This window comes from Alitiscatomonas aceti (assembly GCF_025567195.1).
In the GTDB taxonomy this organism is placed as follows: Bacteria; Bacillota; Clostridia; order Lachnospirales; family Lachnospiraceae; genus Alitiscatomonas; species Alitiscatomonas aceti.
Genome location: NZ_JAOQJF010000028.1, coordinates 22,627 through 44,239 on the forward strand (window position 1 = coordinate 22,627; position 21,613 = coordinate 44,239).

At 53.8% G+C, this 21,613-nt stretch carries 20 protein-coding genes; 2 read left to right on the forward strand and 18 right to left on the reverse strand.

Translation table 11 applies throughout. The annotated features are described in order from the left end of the window. Window positions 1-3: 3 nt before the first annotated feature. The gene (locus OCV69_RS12425) at window positions 4-1,122 is read right to left on the reverse strand and encodes an acyltransferase family protein (RefSeq protein ID WP_158359403.1); all 1,119 of its coding nucleotides are present in this window, start codon (window positions 1,120-1,122) and stop codon (window positions 4-6) included. A 214-nt stretch (window positions 1,123-1,336) separates the two neighbouring features. Between OCV69_RS12425 and bioB the strand changes: the two genes are divergently transcribed. Next, window positions 1,337-2,293 carry a biotin synthase BioB gene (bioB, locus tag OCV69_RS12430; RefSeq protein WP_158359432.1) on the forward strand — a complete coding sequence of 319 codons (957 nt, stop codon included), beginning with the start codon at window positions 1,337-1,339 and terminating at the stop codon, window positions 2,291-2,293. On the opposite strand, the gene OCV69_RS12435 is transcribed toward bioB, so the two are convergent. Further along, entirely contained in the window at window positions 2,267-3,280 is a 1,014-nt protein-coding gene (locus OCV69_RS12435) for a threonine ammonia-lyase (protein ID WP_262563128.1), read from the reverse strand. The two genes, bioB and OCV69_RS12435, sit on opposite strands and share 27 nt — an antisense overlap. A 256-nt stretch (window positions 3,281-3,536) precedes the next feature. On the opposite strand from OCV69_RS12435, the gene uraA reads away from it, so the two are divergent. Continuing rightward, window positions 3,537-4,790, forward strand: a complete 1,254-nt coding sequence (uraA, locus tag OCV69_RS12440; protein WP_158359401.1) for a uracil permease — start codon at window positions 3,537-3,539, stop codon at window positions 4,788-4,790. A gap of 316 nt (window positions 4,791-5,106) precedes the next feature. Here the strand turns inward: uraA and OCV69_RS12445 are convergent, their stop codons facing one another. The 16 genes from OCV69_RS12445 to OCV69_RS12520 all read right to left on the reverse strand — a co-directional run bounded on the left by OCV69_RS12445 (window position 5,107) and on the right by OCV69_RS12520 (window position 21,401). Next, window positions 5,107-5,901 carry a hypothetical protein gene (locus tag OCV69_RS12445; protein ID WP_158359399.1) on the reverse strand — a complete coding sequence of 265 codons (795 nt, stop codon included), beginning with the start codon at window positions 5,899-5,901 and terminating at the stop codon, window positions 5,107-5,109. Window positions 5,902-6,134: 233 nt separating this feature from the next. Further along, the gene (locus OCV69_RS12450; protein ID WP_158359398.1) at window positions 6,135-9,551 is read right to left on the reverse strand and encodes an N-acetylmuramoyl-L-alanine amidase family protein; all 3,417 of its coding nucleotides are present in this window, start codon (window positions 9,549-9,551) and stop codon (window positions 6,135-6,137) included. A gap of 434 nt (window positions 9,552-9,985) precedes the next feature. After that, a complete protein-coding gene (gene atpC, locus OCV69_RS12455) occupies window positions 9,986-10,390 on the reverse strand; it encodes an ATP synthase F1 subunit epsilon (protein WP_022272878.1) in 405 nt (134 codons plus the stop codon). 11 nt (window positions 10,391-10,401) lie between these two features. After that, entirely contained in the window at window positions 10,402-11,793 is a 1,392-nt protein-coding gene (gene atpD / locus OCV69_RS12460) for a F0F1 ATP synthase subunit beta (RefSeq protein ID WP_158359396.1), read from the reverse strand. Between the two features lie 28 nt (window positions 11,794-11,821). After that, on the reverse strand, window positions 11,822-12,703 hold the full coding sequence (gene atpG, locus OCV69_RS12465; protein WP_158359394.1) for an ATP synthase F1 subunit gamma: 882 nt from the start codon (window positions 12,701-12,703) through the stop codon (window positions 11,822-11,824). Between the two features lie 15 nt (window positions 12,704-12,718). Then, window positions 12,719-14,221, reverse strand: a complete 1,503-nt coding sequence (gene atpA / locus OCV69_RS12470) for a F0F1 ATP synthase subunit alpha (protein WP_022272881.1) — start codon at window positions 14,219-14,221, stop codon at window positions 12,719-12,721. A gap of 68 nt (window positions 14,222-14,289) precedes the next feature. Further along, window positions 14,290-14,838, reverse strand: coding sequence for an ATP synthase F1 subunit delta (gene atpH / locus OCV69_RS12475; protein WP_158359392.1), 549 nt, complete (start codon window positions 14,836-14,838; stop codon window positions 14,290-14,292). Next, a complete protein-coding gene (atpF, locus tag OCV69_RS12480; RefSeq protein WP_158359390.1) occupies window positions 14,826-15,341 on the reverse strand; it encodes a F0F1 ATP synthase subunit B in 516 nt (171 codons plus the stop codon). The genes atpH and atpF overlap by 13 nt, the downstream gene beginning before the upstream one ends. A 50-nt stretch (window positions 15,342-15,391) precedes the next feature. Then, on the reverse strand, window positions 15,392-15,646 hold the full coding sequence (gene atpE / locus OCV69_RS12485) for an ATP synthase F0 subunit C (RefSeq protein WP_022272884.1): 255 nt from the start codon (window positions 15,644-15,646) through the stop codon (window positions 15,392-15,394). Between the two features lie 31 nt (window positions 15,647-15,677). After that, window positions 15,678-16,370, reverse strand: a complete 693-nt coding sequence (gene atpB / locus OCV69_RS12490) for a F0F1 ATP synthase subunit A (RefSeq protein ID WP_022272885.1) — start codon at window positions 16,368-16,370, stop codon at window positions 15,678-15,680. A 20-nt stretch (window positions 16,371-16,390) separates the two neighbouring features. Further along, window positions 16,391-16,816 (reverse strand): ATP synthase subunit I, encoded by a 426-nt coding sequence (locus OCV69_RS12495; protein ID WP_158359388.1) that lies wholly within the window; start codon window positions 16,814-16,816, stop codon window positions 16,391-16,393. Between the two features lie 5 nt (window positions 16,817-16,821). Continuing rightward, on the reverse strand, window positions 16,822-17,130 hold the full coding sequence (locus OCV69_RS12500; protein WP_215654789.1) for an AtpZ/AtpI family protein: 309 nt from the start codon (window positions 17,128-17,130) through the stop codon (window positions 16,822-16,824). Between the two features lie 405 nt (window positions 17,131-17,535). Beyond that, window positions 17,536-18,183, reverse strand: a complete 648-nt coding sequence (locus OCV69_RS12505) for a potassium channel family protein (RefSeq protein WP_158359386.1) — start codon at window positions 18,181-18,183, stop codon at window positions 17,536-17,538. A gap of 29 nt (window positions 18,184-18,212) precedes the next feature. Beyond that, a complete protein-coding gene (locus OCV69_RS12510) occupies window positions 18,213-19,580 on the reverse strand; it encodes a TrkH family potassium uptake protein (protein WP_252207782.1) in 1,368 nt (455 codons plus the stop codon). A gap of 40 nt (window positions 19,581-19,620) precedes the next feature. After that, window positions 19,621-20,727 (reverse strand): M20/M25/M40 family metallo-hydrolase, encoded by a 1,107-nt coding sequence (locus OCV69_RS12515; RefSeq protein ID WP_158359384.1) that lies wholly within the window; start codon window positions 20,725-20,727, stop codon window positions 19,621-19,623. Between the two features lie 26 nt (window positions 20,728-20,753). Further along, the gene (locus OCV69_RS12520) at window positions 20,754-21,401 is read right to left on the reverse strand and encodes a nuclease-related domain-containing protein (protein WP_158359382.1); all 648 of its coding nucleotides are present in this window, start codon (window positions 21,399-21,401) and stop codon (window positions 20,754-20,756) included. Window positions 21,402-21,613: the final 212 nt, after the last annotated feature.

A 21,613-nucleotide genomic window follows, 5' to 3' on the forward strand; every position in this document is an offset into this window, starting at 1 on the left:
CTGTCATTTCCTCTCTGTTTCATTTTTCAGGAAGCCTTCGTCCAGGCTCCGCCCTCCGGAAAAGATCCGCCACACGGCTGGCGCATACCGGACCAGGATCCGGGCCGCCGCGTAAGAGGATGCCACCACCGCCGCCGGAAGCAGGAGGAACCAGACCACAGCTAAGACCGCCATGGCCGTTCCATCCAGCACGCGTCCCAGCACCAGGGCTCCGGCCTTATTAAAAACACGCACCAGGATAAAATGGATCCCGTATAAAAACAGGCTCTGGCGCATCCACGGCCTGGTCTTTCCCATCCGTCCGCTGTCAAACAGAAGCCATATGGATATGGGAAGGAAAAAACGGAACATGACGATCCACAAAACATCTGCCCCAGGCTTCCCCATCCTCCAGAAACAGATCGCTGCCATAAGGACATTTCCGATCCCCGCCAGGATCCGCCCCTTTCCATAAGAAGCCTCTGTCAATTCCCGGCCATGGACGGCCATAAAGATCCCAAAGGAGTAATATAAGAGGGCATCCGTGTTGGGATGCATGGTATCCAGATGAAAATGGACGGCCGCCATGACAGCTGCCAGAAAGACCAGCCCCCGGGTCCGGTTCTTTATGATCCAGTAAAGGACCGGGGACAGCAGGATCAGGAACATCAGCTGATACAGATACCAGAATACCGGCGCGTACTGGTAATGAAGAACAGCCGCCAGAAGCTCCTCCCCGTTAAATGGCACCGGCGGTTTTCCAATGAGCCGGTAAACAGCCGGAATGCGGGTTGCCAGCACATAGCCCAGATAATAAAAAAGATTCCAGGCCAGATAGGGGACCGCCACGCTGCGGACCCGGCTCTTCCATTTTGCCGGAAGCTTCTCCCAGGAAAAGCTGCGGAAAAAAAGGTACGCCGACAGCATAAAAAATCCCGGCACTGCCGTCAACCCCAGGGCCGCGGACAAGAAATCCTGGATCCTGTGGACCGTCAGCCAGATCCCCTCTGTGACCGGGGCGCCGCCGGAAAACAGCTCCGCATTATAGGAGTGGGCCCAGATCACCAGGATACTGAGCAGAAACATCACCCAGGAAACGTGCTCCCGGAACGCCTTTTCCTCCATGGTCTTTCCCATTTGCATCCATCCCTCCGTATTTTCCCAGGGCCGGAAAAGCAGACTCTCCAGCCCCTCTCTTCCTCTTATTTTGCGGAATCTCAGCCGGATTGTCAAGGCAGTTTTCCTCCCTCTGTTTGTCAACCAAATTTATTACATAGTTTACATTTCTCTGTTTTTATGATATTGTAAACCATATAAAATTTTTAGTTTACTTTAGGAGGCACCCATGACTGAACCTATGACCATGATCCAGGAACTGAAAACACGGATCTTAAACGGCGGCATGATCTCCCGGGAGGAAGCCCTGGCCCTTTATGAGGCTCCCCTGGAGGAGCTCTGCTCCGCCGCCCGCCAGATCCAGCTCCATTTCTGCCAGAACCGCTTCGACCTCTGTACCATCATCAACGGGAAGAGCGGCCGCTGCCCGGAAAATTGCCGGTTCTGCGCCCAATCCGCCTATTCTTCTTCCAGCGCAGAGGAATATCCTCTGCTGGATGCTGATACCATTGTCCAGGAAGCTGGAAGGAATCACAGACAGGGTGTTCCCCGCTTTTCTATCGTGACCTCCGGCAGGCAGTTAAACGATAGGGAAGTGGACCGGATGTGCCTGGCCATCCAGAGGATCCGGAAAGAAACCGGCTGTCTGGTCTGCGCCTCCTTCGGTCTCCTGGACCAGTCTCAGTATGAAAAGCTGAAGGAAGCAGGTGTCACCCGGATCCACAACAATCTGGAGACCTCCCGGAGCAATTTCCCCAATGTGTGCACCACCCACACCTTTGACCAGAAGCTGGCCGCCATAAAAGCCGCCCAGGCCGCCGGGCTTACAGTGTGCAGCGGCGGGATCGTGGGCATGGGCGAGACCCCAGAGGACCAGGTGGACATGGCGCTTTCGCTGCGGGAGCTGGGGATCCGCTCGGTTCCCGTCAACATGCTGAACCCCATTCCCGGGACGCCCTTGGGACACCTGGCCCCGCTGACCGGAGACCAGATGCGCCGGATCGTGGCCGTATTCCGCTTCCTTCTTCCAGATGCCTTCATCCGCCTGGCTGGAGGACGTGGCCTCCTTCCCGACAAAGGGCGGAGCTGTTTCCTTTCCGGCGCCAATGCCGCCATCTCCGGCGATATGCTGACCACCTCCGGCATCTCCACGGCTGCGGATCTTCAGATGTTAAACGAACTGGGCTGCGTCCTTTAGGATCTCCAGCTGTTCAAATCCAAGATTTCCGCCCGAGATCACAAAACAGACCTTATCCTCTTTTCCCACCGGGATCCGGCCCTCTAAAACGGCGCCGATCCCGATGCAGGCCGACGGCTCCGCCAGGACCTTCCCTTCCATCAGAAGCAGTTTCATCCCCTTCAGCATAAACGGATCATCCACCGCTGCAAAGCCGTCCACATACGCCTTCACCACCGGGAAGTTTTTAAGGCCCGGCCGCTGGGACACCAGGGCATCAGCCAGGGACTTCTTCATGGGCACCAGCACCGGTTCCCCGGCCTTCAGGCTCTCCGTATACCGCGGAAGGGCCGACGGCTCCGCCCCGTATACCTTTGTATGATCCGACACGGATTTCACCGCCGCAGAAACGCCGCCGATGAGTCCGCCGCCGCTGGCCGGGACAATGACGGCAGAAAGCTCCGGGCACTGTTCCATCAGTTCCAGGCCCAGAGTCCCCTGGCCTGCCATCACATCGTAATCGTCATAGGGCGGGATCATGGTGCTGCCCCTCTCCATACAGATCTGCTCCGCCACCTCAAACCGCTCCGGTGCTTCGCAGAGCACCACCTCAGCCCCCAGCTCCATGATGGCTTTTTTCTTGGCCTCCGGAGCCGTCCGCGGCATTACGATCACTGCCCTGGCCCCCTTCATTCTGGCACCATAAGCGATGGCCCGTCCGTGGTTCCCCGAAGATGCCGCCACGATCCCCCGAGAAAGCTCCTCATCTGTCAGCGTCAGGATCCGGTTCATGGCCCCCCGGAACTTAAATGCCCCAGTCTTCTGCATACACTCTGCCTTGACATATACCTGGCAGCCCAGGTATGCATCCAGTGCCTTAAGCCTCAGAAGCGGAGTCTCATCCACAAACGGAGCGATCCGTTCCCTGGCCTCCTGGATCTGTTTTCCCGTAAATTCCATTGCCTTCTCCTCCTTTTCTTCACCGCCGTTCATTCTCAGAGCGGCCATTGTCCAGTTCCCTTTTCGCGGAGATCCGGCAGAACACTGCTCCCTCTGCCGGTCCCGGAACATCCTTTTTCTAATTATATAGCTATTATCATAGGGGTCCTGCCATTTTGTCAACCTGGCTGTGAGATTTTTTACAGTATCCGGCAGCAGTTCCTTCTGTTCCTCTGATTTTTCTATTTGACAAAACACTTTCTTATGCTAAAATGAAACACGAAATTTCATGATTTTCTCAAAAATTATATTTAGGAGGTTTCGTATGGAAAACCACACGATCATCCAGGTGGAGGACAAGGTCCCCTTCCGGCTTCTGATCCCCTTAAGCATCCAGCACATGTTCGCCATGTTCGGCGCGTCAGTGCTGGTCCCCTTCCTGTTCGGGATCAACCCGGCCGTCGTTCTTTTCATGAACGGCCTGGGCACTCTGCTTTTCATTCTGGTCACCAAGGGAAAGGCTCCGGCCTATCTGGGCTCCAGCTTCGCCTTTCTGGCTCCTGCCGGCATCGTCATTGCCAACTGGGGCTATGAATACGCCCTGGGCGGCTTCGTGGCCGTGGGGTTTGCCGGCTGTATCCTGGCGTTCATCATTTATAAAGTGGGGTATAAATGGATCGACATCGTCCTTCCTCCCGCCGCCATGGGCCCTGTGGTGGCTCTCATCGGTCTGGAGCTCTCCGGCAGCGCCGCCAGCAACGCCGGCCTTCTGGATGAAGTCATCGATCCCCGGAATGCCATCGTATTTTTCGTGACCCTGGGCTTTGCCGTATTCGGCTCCGTCCTGTTCCACGGCTTCCTCTCTGTGATCCCGATCCTGATCGCCGTGATCGCCGGATACGTGGCTGCGGCCATTACCGGGATCCTGGACTTTTCCGCTGTCATGACCGCTCCGATCTTTGCCCTGCCAAACTTTTCTGCTCCAAAGTTTGATCTCCAGGCCATCCTGATCATCCTTCCGGTGATCCTGGTCATCACCTCCGAGCACATCGGACACCAGGTGGTCACCAGCAAGATCGTAAACCGCGATCTCCTAAAGGAACCGGGACTCCACCGCAGTCTGTTCGGAGATAATTTCTCCACCATGCTGTCTGGTCTCATCGGCTCCGTTCCCACCACCACCTATGGGGAGAACATCGGCGTTATGGCCGTCACCAAGGTATACAGCGTCCAGGTCATCGCCGGCGCGGCCGTATTTTCCATCATCTGCTCCTTCATCGGAAAGCTGTCGGCCCTAATCCAGACCATCCCCGGCCCGGTCATCGGCGGGATCTCCTTCCTGCTTTATGGAATGATCGGCACCTCCGGCCTGCGGATCCTGGTGGATTCCCAGGTGGACTACGGCAAAAACCGGAACCAGGCCCTGACTGCCGTGATCTTCGTTACCGGCCTCTCCGGCATTAAGGTGAACTTTGGAAACGTCCAGCTCACCGGTATGGTGCTGGCCTGCGTCACCGGAATGATCCTTAGCCTGGTATTTTACGTGTTTGATAAGCTGAAGCTGACCAACGATCAGTAAACCGGAAGCTGTTCCTGCCGACATTGAAATTCCATCTGGGCCCGGCCCGTTTGGGCAGGATCCAGGACTTTTTTCTCCAGTACCCAAAATTTCACCAATTTTTGGGCACTGGGGATTTTTTTTGCATCTGGTACCCAAATTTTCCTGTTTTAGGGGATTTTTGCTCAAAAAATCCCGGACACTTTTTATACATAGTCCAGTTCATTCCTTCCCGTACTGCCAAATGCCAGATGATCCAGCAGGTATGACTGCATTTCCTCGCCGGAGCGGCTCCAGAAGCGTGAGCTGGAAAATCCCCTGCTGGCACACAGCGCCTCTACGCCGCCGGGACCAGATGGACCTGGATGCCTCCCTGTGCCTCCATCTCCAATTCTGCCTCTTCCTGCTTCTCATAGGGATTCCCGGCAGACAGCACTGCCGTTCTCAGCCGTTCTGTTACTGTTTCATAGGTACTCCCGTTCTTCATCTCATACACAAATACAAACGTGTCCGAGGAATACCCATGGTCCCGGCCGAACAGGGCCGCCGCGTACCGCCCATCCTCAGAGATCTCCGGCTTCCGCTCCAGGACTGCATCCCCAAAAGCCAGTGTCACCGTCCCCGGGTACGCATCCCGCAGCATATGGGCCTTGATCCGGATCTCATAAGCGCCTTCCCCCGACTGGACACAGGATACCTCTGTCACGTCAAACCAGCCTGTGCCGTCTCCATATTCCATCTGCACCGGAAGTTCATCTGAAAGCTCTGCGGAAACCGGCTCCATTTCCCGGAGAACGTATACCGGCGGCCGCTTCACATAAATGACCTCCGGCGCTCTCTCACCGGCATACTGGAACCAGTACCTGTATGTCCCGGTCTGCGCTCCCGGTTCCTGGTATCCCAGACAGATCAACGACTCTTTAAATTCCGGATCTCTGGCCGCCTCCAGATACGAGGGCGGAAGAAATTCCTTTGTTTCTGAAAACGCAGCATCCACTGAAAATCTTCCTACGGATACCTCCGGCTCTCCTTTTCCCTCCCCGGCTATCAGGAGCACCCGGAGCAGGTACACGACTAACGCGGCTGTCAAAAACCTGGTCCAGAAAGTTTCATGGTGATATTCTTTTTTCATTCAGATCCACTCCTTCCTGACTGAATTGCTTTCTTTTTCGCTTTTTCTTTATCTATCTATAATATATTTTATTTCGATTTTCTTGTAAATATATGTCTTGCTTTTTATTTAGCGGAGCATTTTTTATATCATAGGGCGAACTTTCCTGGTGATATAAAAAACGGAGATGCAGATTTCTCCGCATCTCCATTCTTCCATCCCATTCTCATGTTCTGGTTTCCAAAGGATCTCCTTTACCTGATCCATGCGCCATCTGCGCCCACTGTATATCCATCCGTAGTTGTTGTCCCAGCTGCCATGGATCCCAACGGACCGCCGCTTACGGTATTGAAGAAATACCACTTGCCGCCGATCTCATGCCATCCGGTATACATATAGCCCTGGGTTCCATCGGAATACGGATGCAGATAATACCAATGTCCGCCTTCGTTCAGCCACCCTGTCTCCATATAGCCGTCGGCGTTGAAATAGTACCAGCTGGAAACGCCGTTCCATACTAGCTCCGCCCATCTGGAAGCCGGCCACGTTCCATCATTATAACGGAACCACCAGCCAGTGTCATTCTTCACCCACTCGCCAGTCTTATTCGCTGCCTTGTCCTCCAGATACCACCGGCCGCGGCCATAGGAGGAACCAGAACTGCCGCCAGAGGATGTTTTTTCCTTTTCGTTGGTAAACGTCAGCTTAAACTCGCTTAAATGCCAGGTGCTGATCGTGATGAACTTATATCCATTTTCGTTCTCGATCGTATACTGGCCGATGCTTTCTCCTTCATGCTCCACATTGGCATACTGGTCCTCCACCAAAGACGGTACCGGAAGCCGGAACCTAAAGGAAAGCCGTCTCGCCAGCTTATCGGAAGAAAGATCCAGTTCTTCCTGGGTTCCAGAGATCACCTGGCCATTCTCGTCCAGAAGGACTTTGCTGGCGTTCACCTCGAATACCATGGTCTTGGGAAGCACCTTTACGCCTGTCACATTTCCGGCCGCATCCTTTTCCACGATCGTTTCATAGGATATGCTCTTGGGTGTCTGTGACAGAGAGATCCGGGCATGCTCGCCCTCTTCCAGCAGACCATTGCCCTTTACTGCCGCAGCCAGGTCATGAACTGCATTCTTATTGCCCACAACCGCCTGGTTTTTATCCAGATCCATCACAGACTGGTCAGCCTCCTCCACCTTCTGTGCAAACTGTTCTTCGGAAACAACACCAGAAACCTCTTCAGGAAGCTTCGGTGTCTCCACGGTCAGTTCGCTCATATCAACACTGGCGCCTCCGTCCTCTGCGCTGGCTTCCTCAGAAGCGTCAAAGACGATGACCGGATACGAGGCCAGGACCGTTCCGCTGGGAAGGGCCACGCGGACTACTGTATTTCCGCTATCTGCCGCAGACAGCCGGATCTTAGCCGCTGCTTCATCCATTTCTGCCTTTACGACCGCTCCGTCTTCCTCTTTCACTTCCACAGAGCCGCCATGTTTTAATACGTTCCTTACAAAAACTGGAAGATCAATATTAGCTTCCTTCTTATCCTTCGTATCCAGATAAACCGTTTCCGTTTCCACCTGGGGAATTGTTACAGCAATCTTTCTGGATAGTGTTGTTTCTTTTGTTTCTCCATTGGCCGCCGGATAGGAAAGAACGGCATAGATCTGGCCTTCTGCGTCCGCTGCCGGTACATCGATGGCCGCATACTCGTCCACATTTCCGGTGGGTACCATAGTCTCTGCATCAAAATCCGTATGTACAATAATTCCCAAAACTTCCGGATCCTTTCCAGTATAGTTGGAAACCTTTGTCTCTGCCTGGAAGGTCTGGCCAAGAGTCACCGTTTCCGGCACTGCCAGAGAAACCTCCGGCGCTTCTACGGTAAAGGACGTGCTGCCCTCTGCGCGGTTGTCAGAAGCCTCGTCCTCAAACCGGACCGATGCTGTGGCATTTCCTGCTCCCACAGCTTTTGCCGTCATTTTCCTCGGCTCAGAGGTCTCGATCTCAGCCACAGAGCCGTCGTCAATCGTCCATGTGTATGCTGCGTCGCTGGCTGTGGCGGTAACCATTCCAGACGTTTTCGCCGCCTTCTTTGCCGAAGCGGTAAAGGAAATGATATCGCCGATCTTTGCCGTCTCAGGAGCTGCAGTCACAAGGAAATCTCCGCCAACACTCACATGGACCGTATCTGATACGGTATATTCTTTTCCATTGATGGTTTCCGTATAGGAAGCGGTCACAGCCGCCGCACCAATGTCATTGCCAGTCAGAACCGCCCGGGTCCCGTCCTCACTGGAGGCTTCCACCGAAACCACAGATTCATTATCACTCTCCCACTGGATGGCATTGGACGGAGAAGCCATGGGAACCAGGAGTTTTACTTCTGCCCCGACCTCCTTCTCCCCATTCACTTCCAGCTTTACATTTTCCGTATCCGCTGTTACAGAAGCCGGTGCGGAGGTTACCGTCACGCCGGGAACCGGTTCCGCAAGAAGATCCGGAACAACGCCTTTATACTGAACGCCGGTCCTATTCGCCGTATAGTACGGATATTTTCCATCTTCGCTGGGCGTACCCTTCGATGCTGCCGTGATACGGATGACCGTATCCAGATTTCCGTCTTCCTTAAATCCGTAAGAAGCAAGGATGTCTTTCTGGTTTTCTGTTGAACCAGCAAACCGGCTGTAAAATTCTTTTACATGCTCCTGGATCGACTGGAATCCGCCGAAAACAGCGCGATACTTAAAGTTTTCTCCCAGATAGAGATCCGCATCTTTTACGATTCCGTAGTTGATATCGCCAAATCCCCATTGGGAAATTCCCTCCGCTTCCGTCTGGTTATACTGGGAGCCAGCAGAAATCACGCCCTTGACCTCGCCCTCAATGAAATTCATATCCAGGCTTTCGATCAGAGTACGCTGGCATCCGGCCACCTCTCCAATGGTCACGCCCGGGCCGTTTACATTCAGCGTTCCCTTGGCAAGAGTGCCGTTCGTTGCGCCAGGCATAACCGATTCCCTTACGGTCGCATTACCTTCAATATTGATGGTCAGATCATCTATGGATGTATAGCCAAAGCACCCGAAAACATTTCCAACAACAGCATTATTTTTAACGGTGACTGTTCCCGTTCCGATATGCTGTTCACTGGCCTTGGAGAACGCGCCGTTTCCGCTGGATATCGAACGGTTGGCATAAATGATATCTACACTGCCGCCCTCCACGGTGATCCGGGCATCCTCCACATCATACTTTTTTCCCGCTGCTTTCTCTCCGCTGGAAGATCCGATCAAATATGTGACAGCTCCGCTTTTCATCGTAATCTGGGTGGACGGCAGATTTCCTTCTATCCCGCCTCCGACAATGGCAGTATACTTGTCCTTATCCCTTCCTTCCACCTTGACCCAGGTATCATCATAGGCCGGATGGCTGTCCAGATGGACATAGGTGCTGCCTTCGTACTCTTCTACGGTCACTGGATTTCCATTGGCATAGTACGAGGTTATCGCAGCGTTGTCATAGGTATGGGGCACCACCGTGATTCCGGTTTCCACACGGCTCTCACCCTGGATTCCCAAGGGTTCCGCCAGCGCCGGGAAGGCCGTCATGCCCATTACCATAGAAACCGCCAGCATCGCCGACACGATCCGCTTGCACTTTCTCATATTGCATTCCTCCTTATATATTTGGGGAGCAAGAACCAGGGGAGTACGGCACTGAAGGACATAAATCTGTTTATGTCAAGAGCCATACAGCACATATGGATTTTACAGTATAAACGGCACTTATTTCAGCAGATTCGCCTGCCGCGCCCTTGAAAAAGCTATGAAAAATGGCTATAATACTTACAGGATGCAAGAAAACTCAAGAGAATCTGGTGCCTGATATAAACAGATTTATCGGATGTTTGATTTTGCATCTGCCTCCACAACGCAATCTCCCCGTCCAATGCACAAAAAAGCCTGGAAAAACGGCCTTTGTTTCCAATTTGCCGTCTCTCCAGGCTATTTTTACAATCTGCTCATCCGCTTCCCGCCAGCGGCGCATTTCGTCTTACAAAAAGATTAATGCGCCCTGGCCAGGATAGGAGAACGTATTCTTAGTGCTCCTCCACCAGCGAGAGCCGCACCAGCGCACGCCTAAGCGCCGCCTCGGCCCTGGCGATATCCGTCTCCGGACTGTGCTCCGCAAGCCGCCTCTCGGCACGGATCCTGGCCTCGTTGGCCCTGGCTCCGTCGATCTCCTCCGGCCATTCACAGACCTCCGCTAAGATGGTCATCTTCTCCGGAAGGATCTGAAGAAAGCCGGAAAGGAGCGCCGCCTTTTTCACCTGGCCGTCCTGATGGATCTTTAAAACGCCCGGCGCCGCCGCTGTGGTCAGCGGGATATGCTGGGGGTAAACTCCCAGCTCGCCGTCTGCGGTATTCAGCTCCACCATGGACACATCCCCGTGGAAGAACTCCTTATCAGGCGTGATCACCTGAAGCTTCATCGTTTCCGCCATGTTCCCACCCCCTATTTCACGCGGGCAAGAACGTCATCCATATTTCCTGCGTTCAGGAACAGGTTCTCCGGAATATCGTCATGCTTTCCTTCCAGGATCTCCTTAAAGCCCTGGATAGTCTCGGAAAGCGGCACATAACGGCCCTCCAGGCCGGTAAACTGTCCAGCAACGAAGAACGGCTGGGACAGGAATCTCTGGATCTTTCTCGCTCTGGATACGGTCAGCTTATCCTCCTCGGAAAGCTCGTCCATACCCAGCATGGCGATGATATCCTGGAGCTCCTTATATCTCTGGAGCACCTCCTGTACACCCCGGGCCACCCGGTAATGCTCCTCGCCCACGATACGCGGGTCCAGGATACGGGAGGTGGACTCTAAGGGATCCACCGCCGGATAAATACCCAGCTCCACGATGGAACGGCTTAAAACAGTCGTTGCATCCAGGTGGGTGAAGGTATTGGCCGGAGCCGGGTCCGTTAAGTCGTCGGCCGGAACGTAAACCGCCTGTACGGAGGTGATGGAGCCGCTCTTTGTGGAAGTGATCCGCTCCTGGAGCGCGCCCATCTCCGTCTGTAAGGTCGGCTGGTATCCAACGGCTGACGGCATACGGCCCAACAGCGCGGACACCTCGGAGCCTGCCTGGCTGAAACGGAAGATATTGTCAATGAATAAAAGTACGTCCTTTCCGCCTTCATCACGGAAATACTCCGCCATGGTAAGGCCTGTAAGGCCCACACGCATACGCGCTCCCGGCGGCTCGTTCATCTGTCCGAATACCATGGTGGTCTTATTGATAACGCCGGACTCCTGCATCTCATAATACAGGTCATTTCCTTCACGGGTACGCTCGCCTACTCCGGTAAATACAGAATAGCCGCCGTGCTCCGTGGCGATGTTCCGGATCAGCTCCTGGATCAGAACCGTCTTTCCAACGCCTGCACCGCCGAACAGACCGATCTTTCCGCCCTTCTGGTAGGGGCATAACAGATCCACGACCTTGATGCCGGTCTCTAAGATCTCCGTCTCCGTGGACTGGTCCTCAAAGCTGGGGGCCTTTCTGTGGATCGGAAGCTTCTTTTCTGTCTTCGGCTTCTCTTTATTGTCGATGGGCTCGCCCAGTACGTTGAAAATACGTCCCAGCGTATTCTCTCCCACAGGGACCATGATCGGTCCTCCGGTGGCCACGGCTTCCATACCGCGGACAAGGCCGTCTGTGGGACCCAGAGCGATACATCTTACCGTATCGTCACCAAGATGCTGGGCAACCTCCACCACAAGAGTGCCCCCGTCCTTCCTGGTGATCTCAATGGCGTCATTGATCTCAGGAAGTCCGCCCTGGGGAAACTTAATATCCAGAACGGCACTGATGACCTGAGTGATCTTACCAATGCTTTTCTCTGCCATCCTCTTTCTCCTTGTTTTGATTTTAATTTTACCCTTCGATCGCATTCGCTCCGGCGATGATCTCCGTCAGCTCCTGGGTAATGGAGCCCTGTCTTGCACGGTTATACTGCAGAGACAGCTTTTCGATCATCTCCTCGGCATTGTTGGTGGCCGAATCCATGGCCGTCATACGGGCCCCGTTCTCACTGGCCACCGCCTCTAAAAATGCGCCGTAGATCAGGCTGCTGACGTATTTGGGAATGATCGCGTCCAGCACCTCCGTCTCGTCGGGCTCATAGTTCATAAGAAGGAGATCCGGCTTTAGGCCCTTTCCCCCTGCATCGCCCTTGAGCTCCGCCGCCTCCGTATCCACTGGAAGGAGCTTCATGAACCGCGGGATCTGGCTCACCGTATTCTTAAACGACGTATAAGCCAGATAGATCTCGCCGATCTCCTGTTTTTCAAAAAGAGACAGCAGCTCTCTTGTGATCTCCATGGCATCGGAATACAGGGGCTCATTGATCACATCCGAATGATCCGCCGCGATCTCATAGCCCTTTCTGGCCAGCGCGTCACGTCCCTTCCGCCCCACAGCAAAGATCCTCACATCCTCCGGCTTAAGGCCGCTGCCGGTCACCAGGCGCACCACGTTGGCATTGTAGCCGCCTGCCAATCCCCGGTTGGAGGTGATGACCACCACCGCCTTTTTGGGGGATGTTCCCGGTTTTAAGTATCTGTGGCTGATCCCCTGGGATTTTAAGAGCATTTCCTGGATCGTGCTGTACATCATATTGAAATACAGCCTGGAATTCTCCGCCCGGGTCCTGGACTTCTGGAGCTTGACGGTGGCGACAAGTTTCATGGCTTTGGTGATCTGCTCCGTACTCTCGATACTGGATTTCCTGCGTTTAATGTCTCTCATGGTTGCCATGCTCTGTCACCTGCCTTATCTTGCTGCCTTGCACTCTTCAATGGCCTTTTTAAGAAGCTCTTCGGTCTCCGGCTTCATTTCCTTTGTTTCCCGGATGCTCTTCGGGATCTCCGGATATTTGGTATCGATATACTGGAACAGCTCCTTTTCGAACGCCAGCACCTGGCTGGTGGGAATGTCCAGAAGATATTTCTTCGTGGCTGCATAGATGATGATGACCTGGTATTCCACCGGCATGGGCTGGTACTGGGGCTGCTTTAATACTTCACGGATCCTCTCGCCCTGGGCAAGCTGCTCCTTGGTGCTGGCGTCCAGCTCAGATCCGAACTGGGCAAAGGAAGCTAACTCCCTGTACTGGGCCAGCTCCACACGGATGGGAGCCGCGATCTTTTTAATGGCCTTGATCTGGGCCGCGCCGCCTACACGGGACACGGAAAGACCGGCGTTGATGGCCGGACGGAAACCGGAGTTGAACATCTCCGTTTCCAGATAGATCTGGCCGTCGGTGATGGAGATCACGTTGGTGGGGATATAGGCGGAAACGTCGCCCGCCTGGGTCTCGATAATGGGAAGGGCCGTTAAAGAGCCGCCTCCCAGGTCGTCGGACAGCCTGGACGCTCTCTCTAAAAGCCTGGAATGCAGGTAGAAAACGTCGCCCGGATACGCCTCACGTCCCGGCGGTCTCTTTAAAAGCAGGGACAGGGTACGGTAAGCGGCCGCATGCTTACTGAGGTCGTCGTAGACCACCAGCACGTCCTCTCCGTTCTCCATCCACTCCTCGCCGATGGCACAGCCCGCATAAGGAGCGATATACTGTAAGGGAGCCAGGTCCGAGGCTGTGGAAACCACCAGGGTGGTGTAGTCCATGGCGCCGAATTCCTCCAGGGTCTTTACGATGGAAGCCACTGTGGAGGCCTTCTGGCCGATGGCCACATAGATACAGCGGACGCCGGTGCCCTTCTGATTGATGATGGTATCGATGGCGATGGCCGTCTTACCGGTCTGACGGTCGCCGATGATCAGCTCTCGCTGGCCCCGGCCGATGGGGATCATGGCATCGATGGCCTTGATTCCGGTCTGCAGCGGGGTATCCACGGACTTTCTCTCAATTACGCCGTGGGCAACACGCTCGATCTTACGGAACCGGTCCGTATGGATCGGGCCCTTGCCGTCGATGGGCTGTCCCAGGGCATTCACAACACGTCCGGACATGGCATCGCCCACCGGAACCTCCACCACGCGTCCCGTGGTCTTTACTGTGTCGCCCTCGCTGATGCTGGAAGTATCGCCCAGGAGAACTGCACCCACGTTGTCCTCCTCCAGGTTCAGAACCATGCCGTAGATCTCTCCCGGGAACTCCAGGAGCTCTCCCTGCATGGCGTTTTCAAGACCATGGATCCGTGCGATGCCGTCTGCCACCTGAATGACCGTTCCCACGTCAGAAACTTCCAGTTTTGTCGAATATCTTTCAATCTGCTCTTTAATGACCGAGCTGATCTCTTCTGGTCTTAAATTCATTTGAGGTCTGCACCTTCTTTCTATTTGCGGTCTGCAGCCTGCCGTCTCTGCGGCCTGCCGCGTGCATCCTAAGCCAGCTGTAATTTCATAAGATCCCTGCGGATCTCCTCCAGCCTAGTTTTGATGCTGCTGTCCACTACCCGGTCGCCAATGCGGATCACCAGTCCTCCTAAGAGGTACGGATCCACCGAGTATCCGATCTCCAGGCTCACAAAGCCTGTGGTCTCCAGAAGTCTGTCCTCCACACGCTTTTTCTGGTCCCCGGACAGCGGAAGAGCGCTGGTGACCTGCACCACGCCGATTTTTTTATACGCCTTTACCCGGTCTGTAAAATAATCACAGATGGGGATCATGTCGTTCTGACGGCCTTTTTCAATGACAGTCACAAGGAACCCCAGCAGACCATCCGAAAGCTTTCCGGAGAAAATGGCTTCCACCACCTTCTTCTTTTCTTCCTTTATGATCTGCGGATGGTTCAGAAACTGCGCCAGATCCGGATTTTCCAGGAAAATGGTCCGCAGGGCACCGATCTCCTCGTACCACTGGGACAGAACGTTCTTTTCCATGGCCTCTTCAAACAGCGCGTCTCCGTAAACCTTTGACACTAGCTTTGCCATGTGCTCTCACCCATTTCCTTTAATGTCTCCTGGATCAGGGAATCCTGGATCTTCACATCCATGGACGCTGCCACAGCTTTTCCGGCCATCAGGGATGCAATGGATACGATCTCCGTCTTCACATCCTCCAGAGCCTTCTTCTTCTCCAGGTCGATCTCCCGGCTGGCCCGGTCCAGGATCCGGCCGGCTTCCGCTCTGGCCTCCTCCAGGATCTCAGCCTCCTGCTTCTTTGCCTTCTTTCTGGCCTCGTCCATGATGGCTTCCGCCTCTTTATTGATGGACCGGAGCTTTTCTTCGTACTCAGCCTGGAGCGCCAGGGCGCTTTCCCTGCTGGACTTTGCCATCTCCAGGTCGCCGGCGATCTTCTTTCTCCTCTTCTCCAGGTAGTCCCGGGCCGGGTTGAATAAAAGATAGGACATCGCAAAGAACAGGATAAAGATATTGATTCCCGTGATCACCACATCGTTGATCCATTGAGGGTCAAAATTGATTAACCGTTCCACGGTTTTGTCTCGCCTCCTTTTCTGCTATGTTCATTGGGAAGCCTTAAAAATCAACCGAAAGGCTTAACGAACATAAGGATAATGGCGACTACCAGACCGTAAAGACCTGTGGTCTCGGCAACGGCCTGACCTAAAAGCATCGTGGAAGTAACGTCAGACTTGGCGCCCGGATTACGTCCCACAGCAGACGCGCCGAAACCGGCGGCAATACCCTGGCCGACACCAGGTCCGATACCGGCGATCATTGCCAGTCCAGCACCGATGGCGGAGCATCCATAAATAAAATCCTGTCCAGAAATATTCATAAATAAAACCTCCTGAATAAAAATTTTTTGATTACAGTTTGTCGTTTACGTATACCATGGTCAGCATACAGAATACATATGTCTGGATACAGCCTGAAAACAGGTCGCAGTATACATGCAGTGCCGCCGGTATACCGATCTTAACGAAAATCGGCATCATTCCGTACCACAGGCCCAGAATGATCACACCAGAAAGCATGTTCGCGAACAGACGGAGTGAGATGGAGATCGGATTTGCGAATTCACCGATCAGGTTGATCGGGAACAGCACCGGAAGCGGTTTAAACAAACCGGTGAAGTGACCGACTCCATGGTTTTTGATCCCCTGGTACTGAACGATCGCGAAGGTGACCAGTCCCAGTAAGAACGTCACGCCAAAGTCCGCCGTAACGGTCCGCAGGCCAAAAAGCCCGCTTAAGTTACAGAACAGAATGAACAGGAAGATCGTACCAATATAATTGGCAAACCGTCTGGCCGATGGTCCCAGGATCCCCTGGGTCATCTTTTCCAGCATCTCCACTCCCAGCTCCAGGATGTTCTGGAATGTGCCAGGAACCTCTGTGGCGTGCTTCATGGCTCTGTTGGCGGCAAAGGCCAGGATCAGGAGTACAATGGTGATAATCGTCATCCCCACAGTTGTCGTCGTGATCCACAGTTCCTGTCCGAACAGATGGTATTTCATGATACCATGTATCATAAAATCCGCTTCACTGCCACCACCCATTCTTTCGCCCTCCTTTCTTTTTATGATACGCTGTCTTTCTCGTCAGGCCGGCCGGATCCGGTCCTCCGGTCTGCGATCCTGCGCACTACCGGGTAAAGATAAGCCCCTGTCTTTAATCCCAGTATTCCCACCACCAGGGATAAAAGATTGATATCCGTAAATTTCCAGACCAGAGCGATCCCTCCAAATACGGCCAGGCTCCTTAAGAGAGCATGGGTCACCATCTTTTTTCTGGCATAGTTTTCATCGGCTGAGGCCGCGCACAGCTCCGTTGAATAAGCCATACTGAGAAGCCACAGCTCAGCCGCCGCCATCCCCGTAAGGATACCTAAGAAGACCGGAGCGCTCCGAAACCAGATCAGGCAAATTAAAAAAAGCACCAGGTTATGGAGAACGATACCTACGGACATGAGGATGACCTGTTTTTTTGTCTCGTCACTCATCATAACAGTCACCATCCCTTCCGTTTATTCCGGCCGGCGCCGTCTCCGGTCCCGTACCGTTTTTTCCAGTTCTCTTCCCGTGCTTTCTCTTCCTTCTCTTTCTCCTCCTGCTCCCGTTCAATGGTCCTCCGGGCCATTTTATAGGCGTTTAAGCCGCCGGCCAGGATCCCCAGGATCAGAAGGGGAAGCGTAAGGCTGGTGCCAAACTGCCGGTCCGCCCACACGCCGGCCGCCACACATAAAAACACGGCGGTCAGCACATTGAGTCCCAGCTGGCTGATCAGCACCAGATTTTCAAATCCGCTTTTCTTACGCACCAGAGCCACTCCTTCTTCATTTTTGCGCATGAGAGTATTATACTCGATTTTTGCGCCTTTGTCCATTTCTAAGCGGCGCTTTTGCTGAAATTCTTCACTCTGTCCCGGTTCTTACGCATTCTCAACAAAGCGCAATGAAATGTTAAGTTTCTTTATTTTCCTTTTATAGTTTTTCCATACTTACGTCACAATTATCCGGTATACTAAAGCCATAAAACAAAAACAAGAGCCCGGAGGCGAAGAAACGCGCGTTCCAGCTTCCGGGGTCGTCTAACAACACTTCCCGTCTCCACATGAGGCAGGGATTTACATACAGCTTACATAGTAACTCTTACATCCCCCTTTTTAGTATTTGTGAAAAGAGCCCCGGTTATGCCGGAGCTCTTTTTATATGTCTCTTTTCTTTTACCTCATCAGCGCTTTGATATCCCTCTCGCTGCCCATGACCATCAGAGTCTCTCCCTCTGTGAACACGTGCTCCGGCCCCGGCATGGGGAACAGGTTCCTTCCATGGCGGATGGCCAGGATATTGATATTGTGGCGGGTCCGCACCTGGCGCTCCAGGATGCTGTGGCCGGCCCAGCCGTGAGGCAACTCGATCTCATAGATCCCGTATTCCGGCGTCAGCTCCACATAATCAAAGATTCCCCGGGCTGTTCCGTAGCGGACAGCCAGCCGCTCCGCCACCTCCCGCTCCGCGTAGACCACATGATCGGCCCCATTCCTTAAAAGGAGCTTTTTATAAATATCCCGGGTAGCCCGGGCCACCACATACTTCGCCCCCAGATCCTTTAAATGCACGGTGATCTCCAGGGCCGTCTGAAAGCTTTCTCCAATTCCTACCACGCAGACATCGTAATTCCCCACCCCCAGAGACCGCAGGAAATCCTCGTTGGTGGCATCTCCGATCTGGATATTCTGTATCACCGGGGCCATTTCATCCGCCCTGGCCTCATCCTTTTCCACCGCCATCACATCATTTCCCTGCTCCTGGAATTTAATTGCCATATGACGGCCAAACCGTCCAAGTCCAATGATCAGAACAGATATCATAATTTCCTCCTCTTATTAACAATGCTGTATCAGCCCACCTGGATCTTTTCCAGGGGCTTTTTCGATGCCACCGGAGGCCGGTCCGAGGCGAAGGCCAAAAGCATGGTCAGGGAACCGGCTCTTCCAAAGATCATCAGAAAGGCCAGCACCAGCTTGGACACCATGGACACCTCCGGCGTGATCCCCAGAGTCACGCCCACCGTGGCAATGGCCGATGTGGTCTCAAACATGGCCGTCAGCACCGGGATCCCCTCGGCCGCAGATAGCACCAGCGTAGACAGAATGATCAGGATCAGATACATCATAAAGATACAGGAGGCCGTCCGGGTGATCCCGTCCTCCAGCCGCCTCTTAAAGCATTCCACATTTTTCTTCTGACGGAATGTGGAAAAAATGCTCAAAACCAGCACGGCCGCCGTAGTGGTCTTCATTCCTCCGGCTGTGGATCCAGTGGAGCCGCCCACCACCATCAAGCAGATCATAAGGAAAATACTCCCTTCCCTGAGAGCCGCCAGGTCCACCGTATTAAACCCGGCCGTCCGGACCGTCACCGACTGGAACAGGGACGCCAGGATCCTGTCTCCCAGGCTCATGCCCTCATAGGCCTCCCCGGTAAGCTCCAGAAGGAACAGTCCCAGTGCTCCGCCGGCCAGAAGAACTGCCGTCATAAACACCACGATCTTTGAATGGAGCCTCAGGTTTTTAAACCGGAACCTGGAATCCAGAAGATCCAGCCACACGAAAAATCCAAGGCCGCCAATGACGATGAGTGCCATGATCACCAAATTCAGATACCAGTTTCCTGCTTCTGCCGTCAGCGAAGAAAATGGTGTTTCTGCACCCATCAGGTCAAATCCTGCGTTGCAGAAGGCGGACACCGAATGGAATACCGAATAATAAAGGCCCTTAAAAAGCCCCAGCCGGGGGCAGAAATAAAGAGCCAGGGCCGCCGCCCCCAGGCCCTCGATCAGAAGCGTCCCCTTCAGGATGAACCTGGTCATACGGACGATGCCGCCTACCTGGGGCGCTGCCACCGCCTCCCGCATAAGGATGCGGGAGGACAGGCCGATCTTCTGGCCCGAAAAGGTATGGGCGGACAAAAGGATCGTCATAAAGCCCAGTCCCCCCACCTGGATCAGCAGGAGCAGGACGATCTGGCCGAACAGGGACCAGTGGGTATACGTATCAAAGCGCACCAGACCCGTCACACAAGCCGCCGAGACTGCCGTAAAAAACGAGTCCGTCACCGGCGTCACGATCCCCTCTCTGGAGGAGACCGGCAGCATCAGAAGGACCGTTCCTATTAAAATCACCGTAAGATATCCCGCCAGAAGCATCCGCGTCGGCGAGCGTCTGATGGATCTCAGATCCAGTTTTCGTTCCAGTTTTCGTTCCAATTTTCAAAACCTCTGTCTTTCTTCTTCCGGCGGCATTGCTTTAATTGGTCAGCAGGTCCAGCACCAGGGCCGCACACTTATTTAACTCTTCCACCTTCAAAGTCTCCTCTGTGGTATGTACCTTTGTCATGCCCGTGGAAAGCACCACTGGCTTGATCCCATGGAGAGCCATCACATTGGCGTCGCTTCCACCGCCGCCCTTTTCTGTGGAGGCCGGGATCCCCAGCCGCCCGCAGGCTGCAAACACCCGCTTCACCAGCTCGTCATCATTATCCACACGGAAGCTCACATAATTTGTGGAAAGGTCGATATCCAGGGATGCGCCCAGCTCCTGGCAGGCCTCCTCCAGGCATTGCTTCATATGGGCAGCCTGGGCGTTTAGTTTATCCAGGTCCCGGCTCCTGACCTCGGCGACCAGCACCGCCTTTTCCGGAACGATGTTGGTGGCGTACTCAGATCTTAAGGTTCCGATATTGCAGGTGGTCTCCTCGTCGATCCTTAAAAGATTCATTTTCGCGATCCCCTTTGCAGCCGCCTGGATGGCGCTGATCCCGGCTTCCGGAGCCAGGCCCGCATGGGAGGACCGTCCGGTGATCGTGGCATTTATCTTGATCTGGCCAGGTCCGCAGGTCAGGACCTTTCCCGTATCTCCGCCCGCATCGAAAACCATGGCCTCTTTCCCCTTAAGCATGGAATAATCCATATTTTTCGCGCCGTTCATTCCGCCCTCTTCTCCGATGGTAAAGAGGATGTCTGCGCTTCTGTGGGGCAGATCCTTTTCCTTAATAACAGCCAGGGCCTCCATAATGGCCGCAATGCCGGATTTATCATCGCCTGCCAGGATGGTGGAGCCGTCGGTGCCGATAATGCCGTCTTTGATCACAGGCCTGATCCCGTTTCCGGGAGCCACCGTATCCATATGGGCGCAGAAGATCGTGGGATCTCCCGGGATCGTGCCCTCTAAAAATGCATGGACATTGAAGCCGTTGGAGCCAAAGGCCTCTCCTGCCCGGTCGGTCTGGACCTCAAAGCCCAGAGCCTTCAGATCCTGTACCAGCCGCTCTCCCATGGCCTTCTCATTCTTTGTTTCACTGTCGATCTGGACGTACTCTAAAAATGTGTCCAGAAGTCTCTTTTCGTTTATCATATAATACCCCTCCTGTAAATTATATATTACGCGTTCCCGGTCCCGGCGGTCAGAAGCCCCTCCACCGCAGCCGAGGCCTTCTCCACATCATACGCAGCCTCTTTTGGGAGCCCCTGCTTCTTATACCAGTCCTTTAATTCCTGATATGTGGTAGAACAGGACCCATATCCCAGATACAGCTCCGGGATCTGGTAATTATCTGCAAAGACCACCAGAGGAGTTACCGTTATCTTCTCCATCCCCTGGTCTTTTAACGCATTCTTTATGAGCTCCGCAGCCGCATTGAGCTCAAACAGCGGATTCTTAAACTCTTCCTTTCGTTTCGGGTCTTCCCGCCTCCACATTTCACCGTCGGGCTTTCCGTAGATCTTTGTCCCCCACCCGTAGGCTCGCACCAGGCGGATCCCGCCCCGGTCCAGAACGATCCCGTCCAGGCTCTGGCCGCCGTCCTCTGTCTTCAGTGTCACATTTTTATAGACCCTGGAGGGCTTCTTTCCCAGCTTCCCCAGCCGTTTCATTACTTTATTTACGGCTGTTTCATGGTTCCTCCGGCAGTTCATGCATTTTGCCGCCACGACAAATACCGCGATCCCCGCCAAAAGGAACAGAAAGAACGACAGATAATCCGCTGCCGTGTGCAGCTTCCAGAGCTGAAAATTTCCCCCGAAGAACATACCGCAATCCCCCTATTTTCAAAATTTCCCCTTTATTTTATCATGGTTTCATACCAAACGCAAGTTTGTAACAAATGCCGTTTGTGTCAAGTAATCGTTGGCAACTTACCCACTTCATTTTTTCCTTATGATATTTTTTCTGTTTTTGGGTATGCCAAATAGACCCTATGGGTTTTCTTTGTTTAACAACAGAACGCTCTCTTAAACGCCTT

Excerpts from the sequence above, each read along its gene's own strand:
- OCV69_RS12425 (WP_158359403.1), bottom strand. The coding sequence starts at position 1,122 with ATGCAAATGGGAAAGACCATGGAGGAAAAGGCGTTCCGGGAGCACGTT.
- bioB (WP_158359432.1), top strand. The coding sequence starts at position 1,337 with ATGACCATGATCCAGGAACTGAAAACACGGATCTTAAACGGCGGCATG.
- OCV69_RS12435 (WP_262563128.1), bottom strand. The coding sequence starts at position 3,280 with ATGGCCGCTCTGAGAATGAACGGCGGTGAAGAAAAGGAGGAGAAGGCA.
- uraA (WP_158359401.1), top strand. The coding sequence starts at position 3,537 with ATGGAAAACCACACGATCATCCAGGTGGAGGACAAGGTCCCCTTCCGG.
- OCV69_RS12445 (WP_158359399.1), bottom strand. The coding sequence starts at position 5,901 with ATGAAAAAAGAATATCACCATGAAACTTTCTGGACCAGGTTTTTGACA.
- OCV69_RS12450 (WP_158359398.1), bottom strand. The coding sequence starts at position 9,551 with ATGAGAAAGTGCAAGCGGATCGTGTCGGCGATGCTGGCGGTTTCTATG.
- atpC (WP_022272878.1), bottom strand. The coding sequence starts at position 10,390 with ATGGCGGAAACGATGAAGCTTCAGGTGATCACGCCTGATAAGGAGTTC.
- atpD (WP_158359396.1), bottom strand. The coding sequence starts at position 11,793 with ATGGCAGAGAAAAGCATTGGTAAGATCACTCAGGTCATCAGTGCCGTT.
- atpG (WP_158359394.1), bottom strand. The coding sequence starts at position 12,703 with ATGGCAACCATGAGAGACATTAAACGCAGGAAATCCAGTATCGAGAGT.
- atpA (WP_022272881.1), bottom strand. The coding sequence starts at position 14,221 with ATGAATTTAAGACCAGAAGAGATCAGCTCGGTCATTAAAGAGCAGATT.
- atpH (WP_158359392.1), bottom strand. The coding sequence starts at position 14,838 with ATGGCAAAGCTAGTGTCAAAGGTTTACGGAGACGCGCTGTTTGAAGAG.
- atpE (WP_022272884.1), bottom strand. The coding sequence starts at position 15,646 with ATGAATATTTCTGGACAGGATTTTATTTATGGATGCTCCGCCATCGGT.
- atpB (WP_022272885.1), bottom strand. The coding sequence starts at position 16,370 with ATGGGTGGTGGCAGTGAAGCGGATTTTATGATACATGGTATCATGAAA.
- OCV69_RS12495 (WP_158359388.1), bottom strand. The coding sequence starts at position 16,816 with ATGATGAGTGACGAGACAAAAAAACAGGTCATCCTCATGTCCGTAGGT.
- OCV69_RS12505 (WP_158359386.1), bottom strand. The coding sequence starts at position 18,183 with ATGATATCTGTTCTGATCATTGGACTTGGACGGTTTGGCCGTCATATG.
- OCV69_RS12515 (WP_158359384.1), bottom strand. The coding sequence starts at position 20,727 with ATGATAAACGAAAAGAGACTTCTGGACACATTTTTAGAGTACGTCCAG.
- OCV69_RS12520 (WP_158359382.1), bottom strand. The coding sequence starts at position 21,401 with ATGTTCTTCGGGGGAAATTTTCAGCTCTGGAAGCTGCACACGGCAGCG.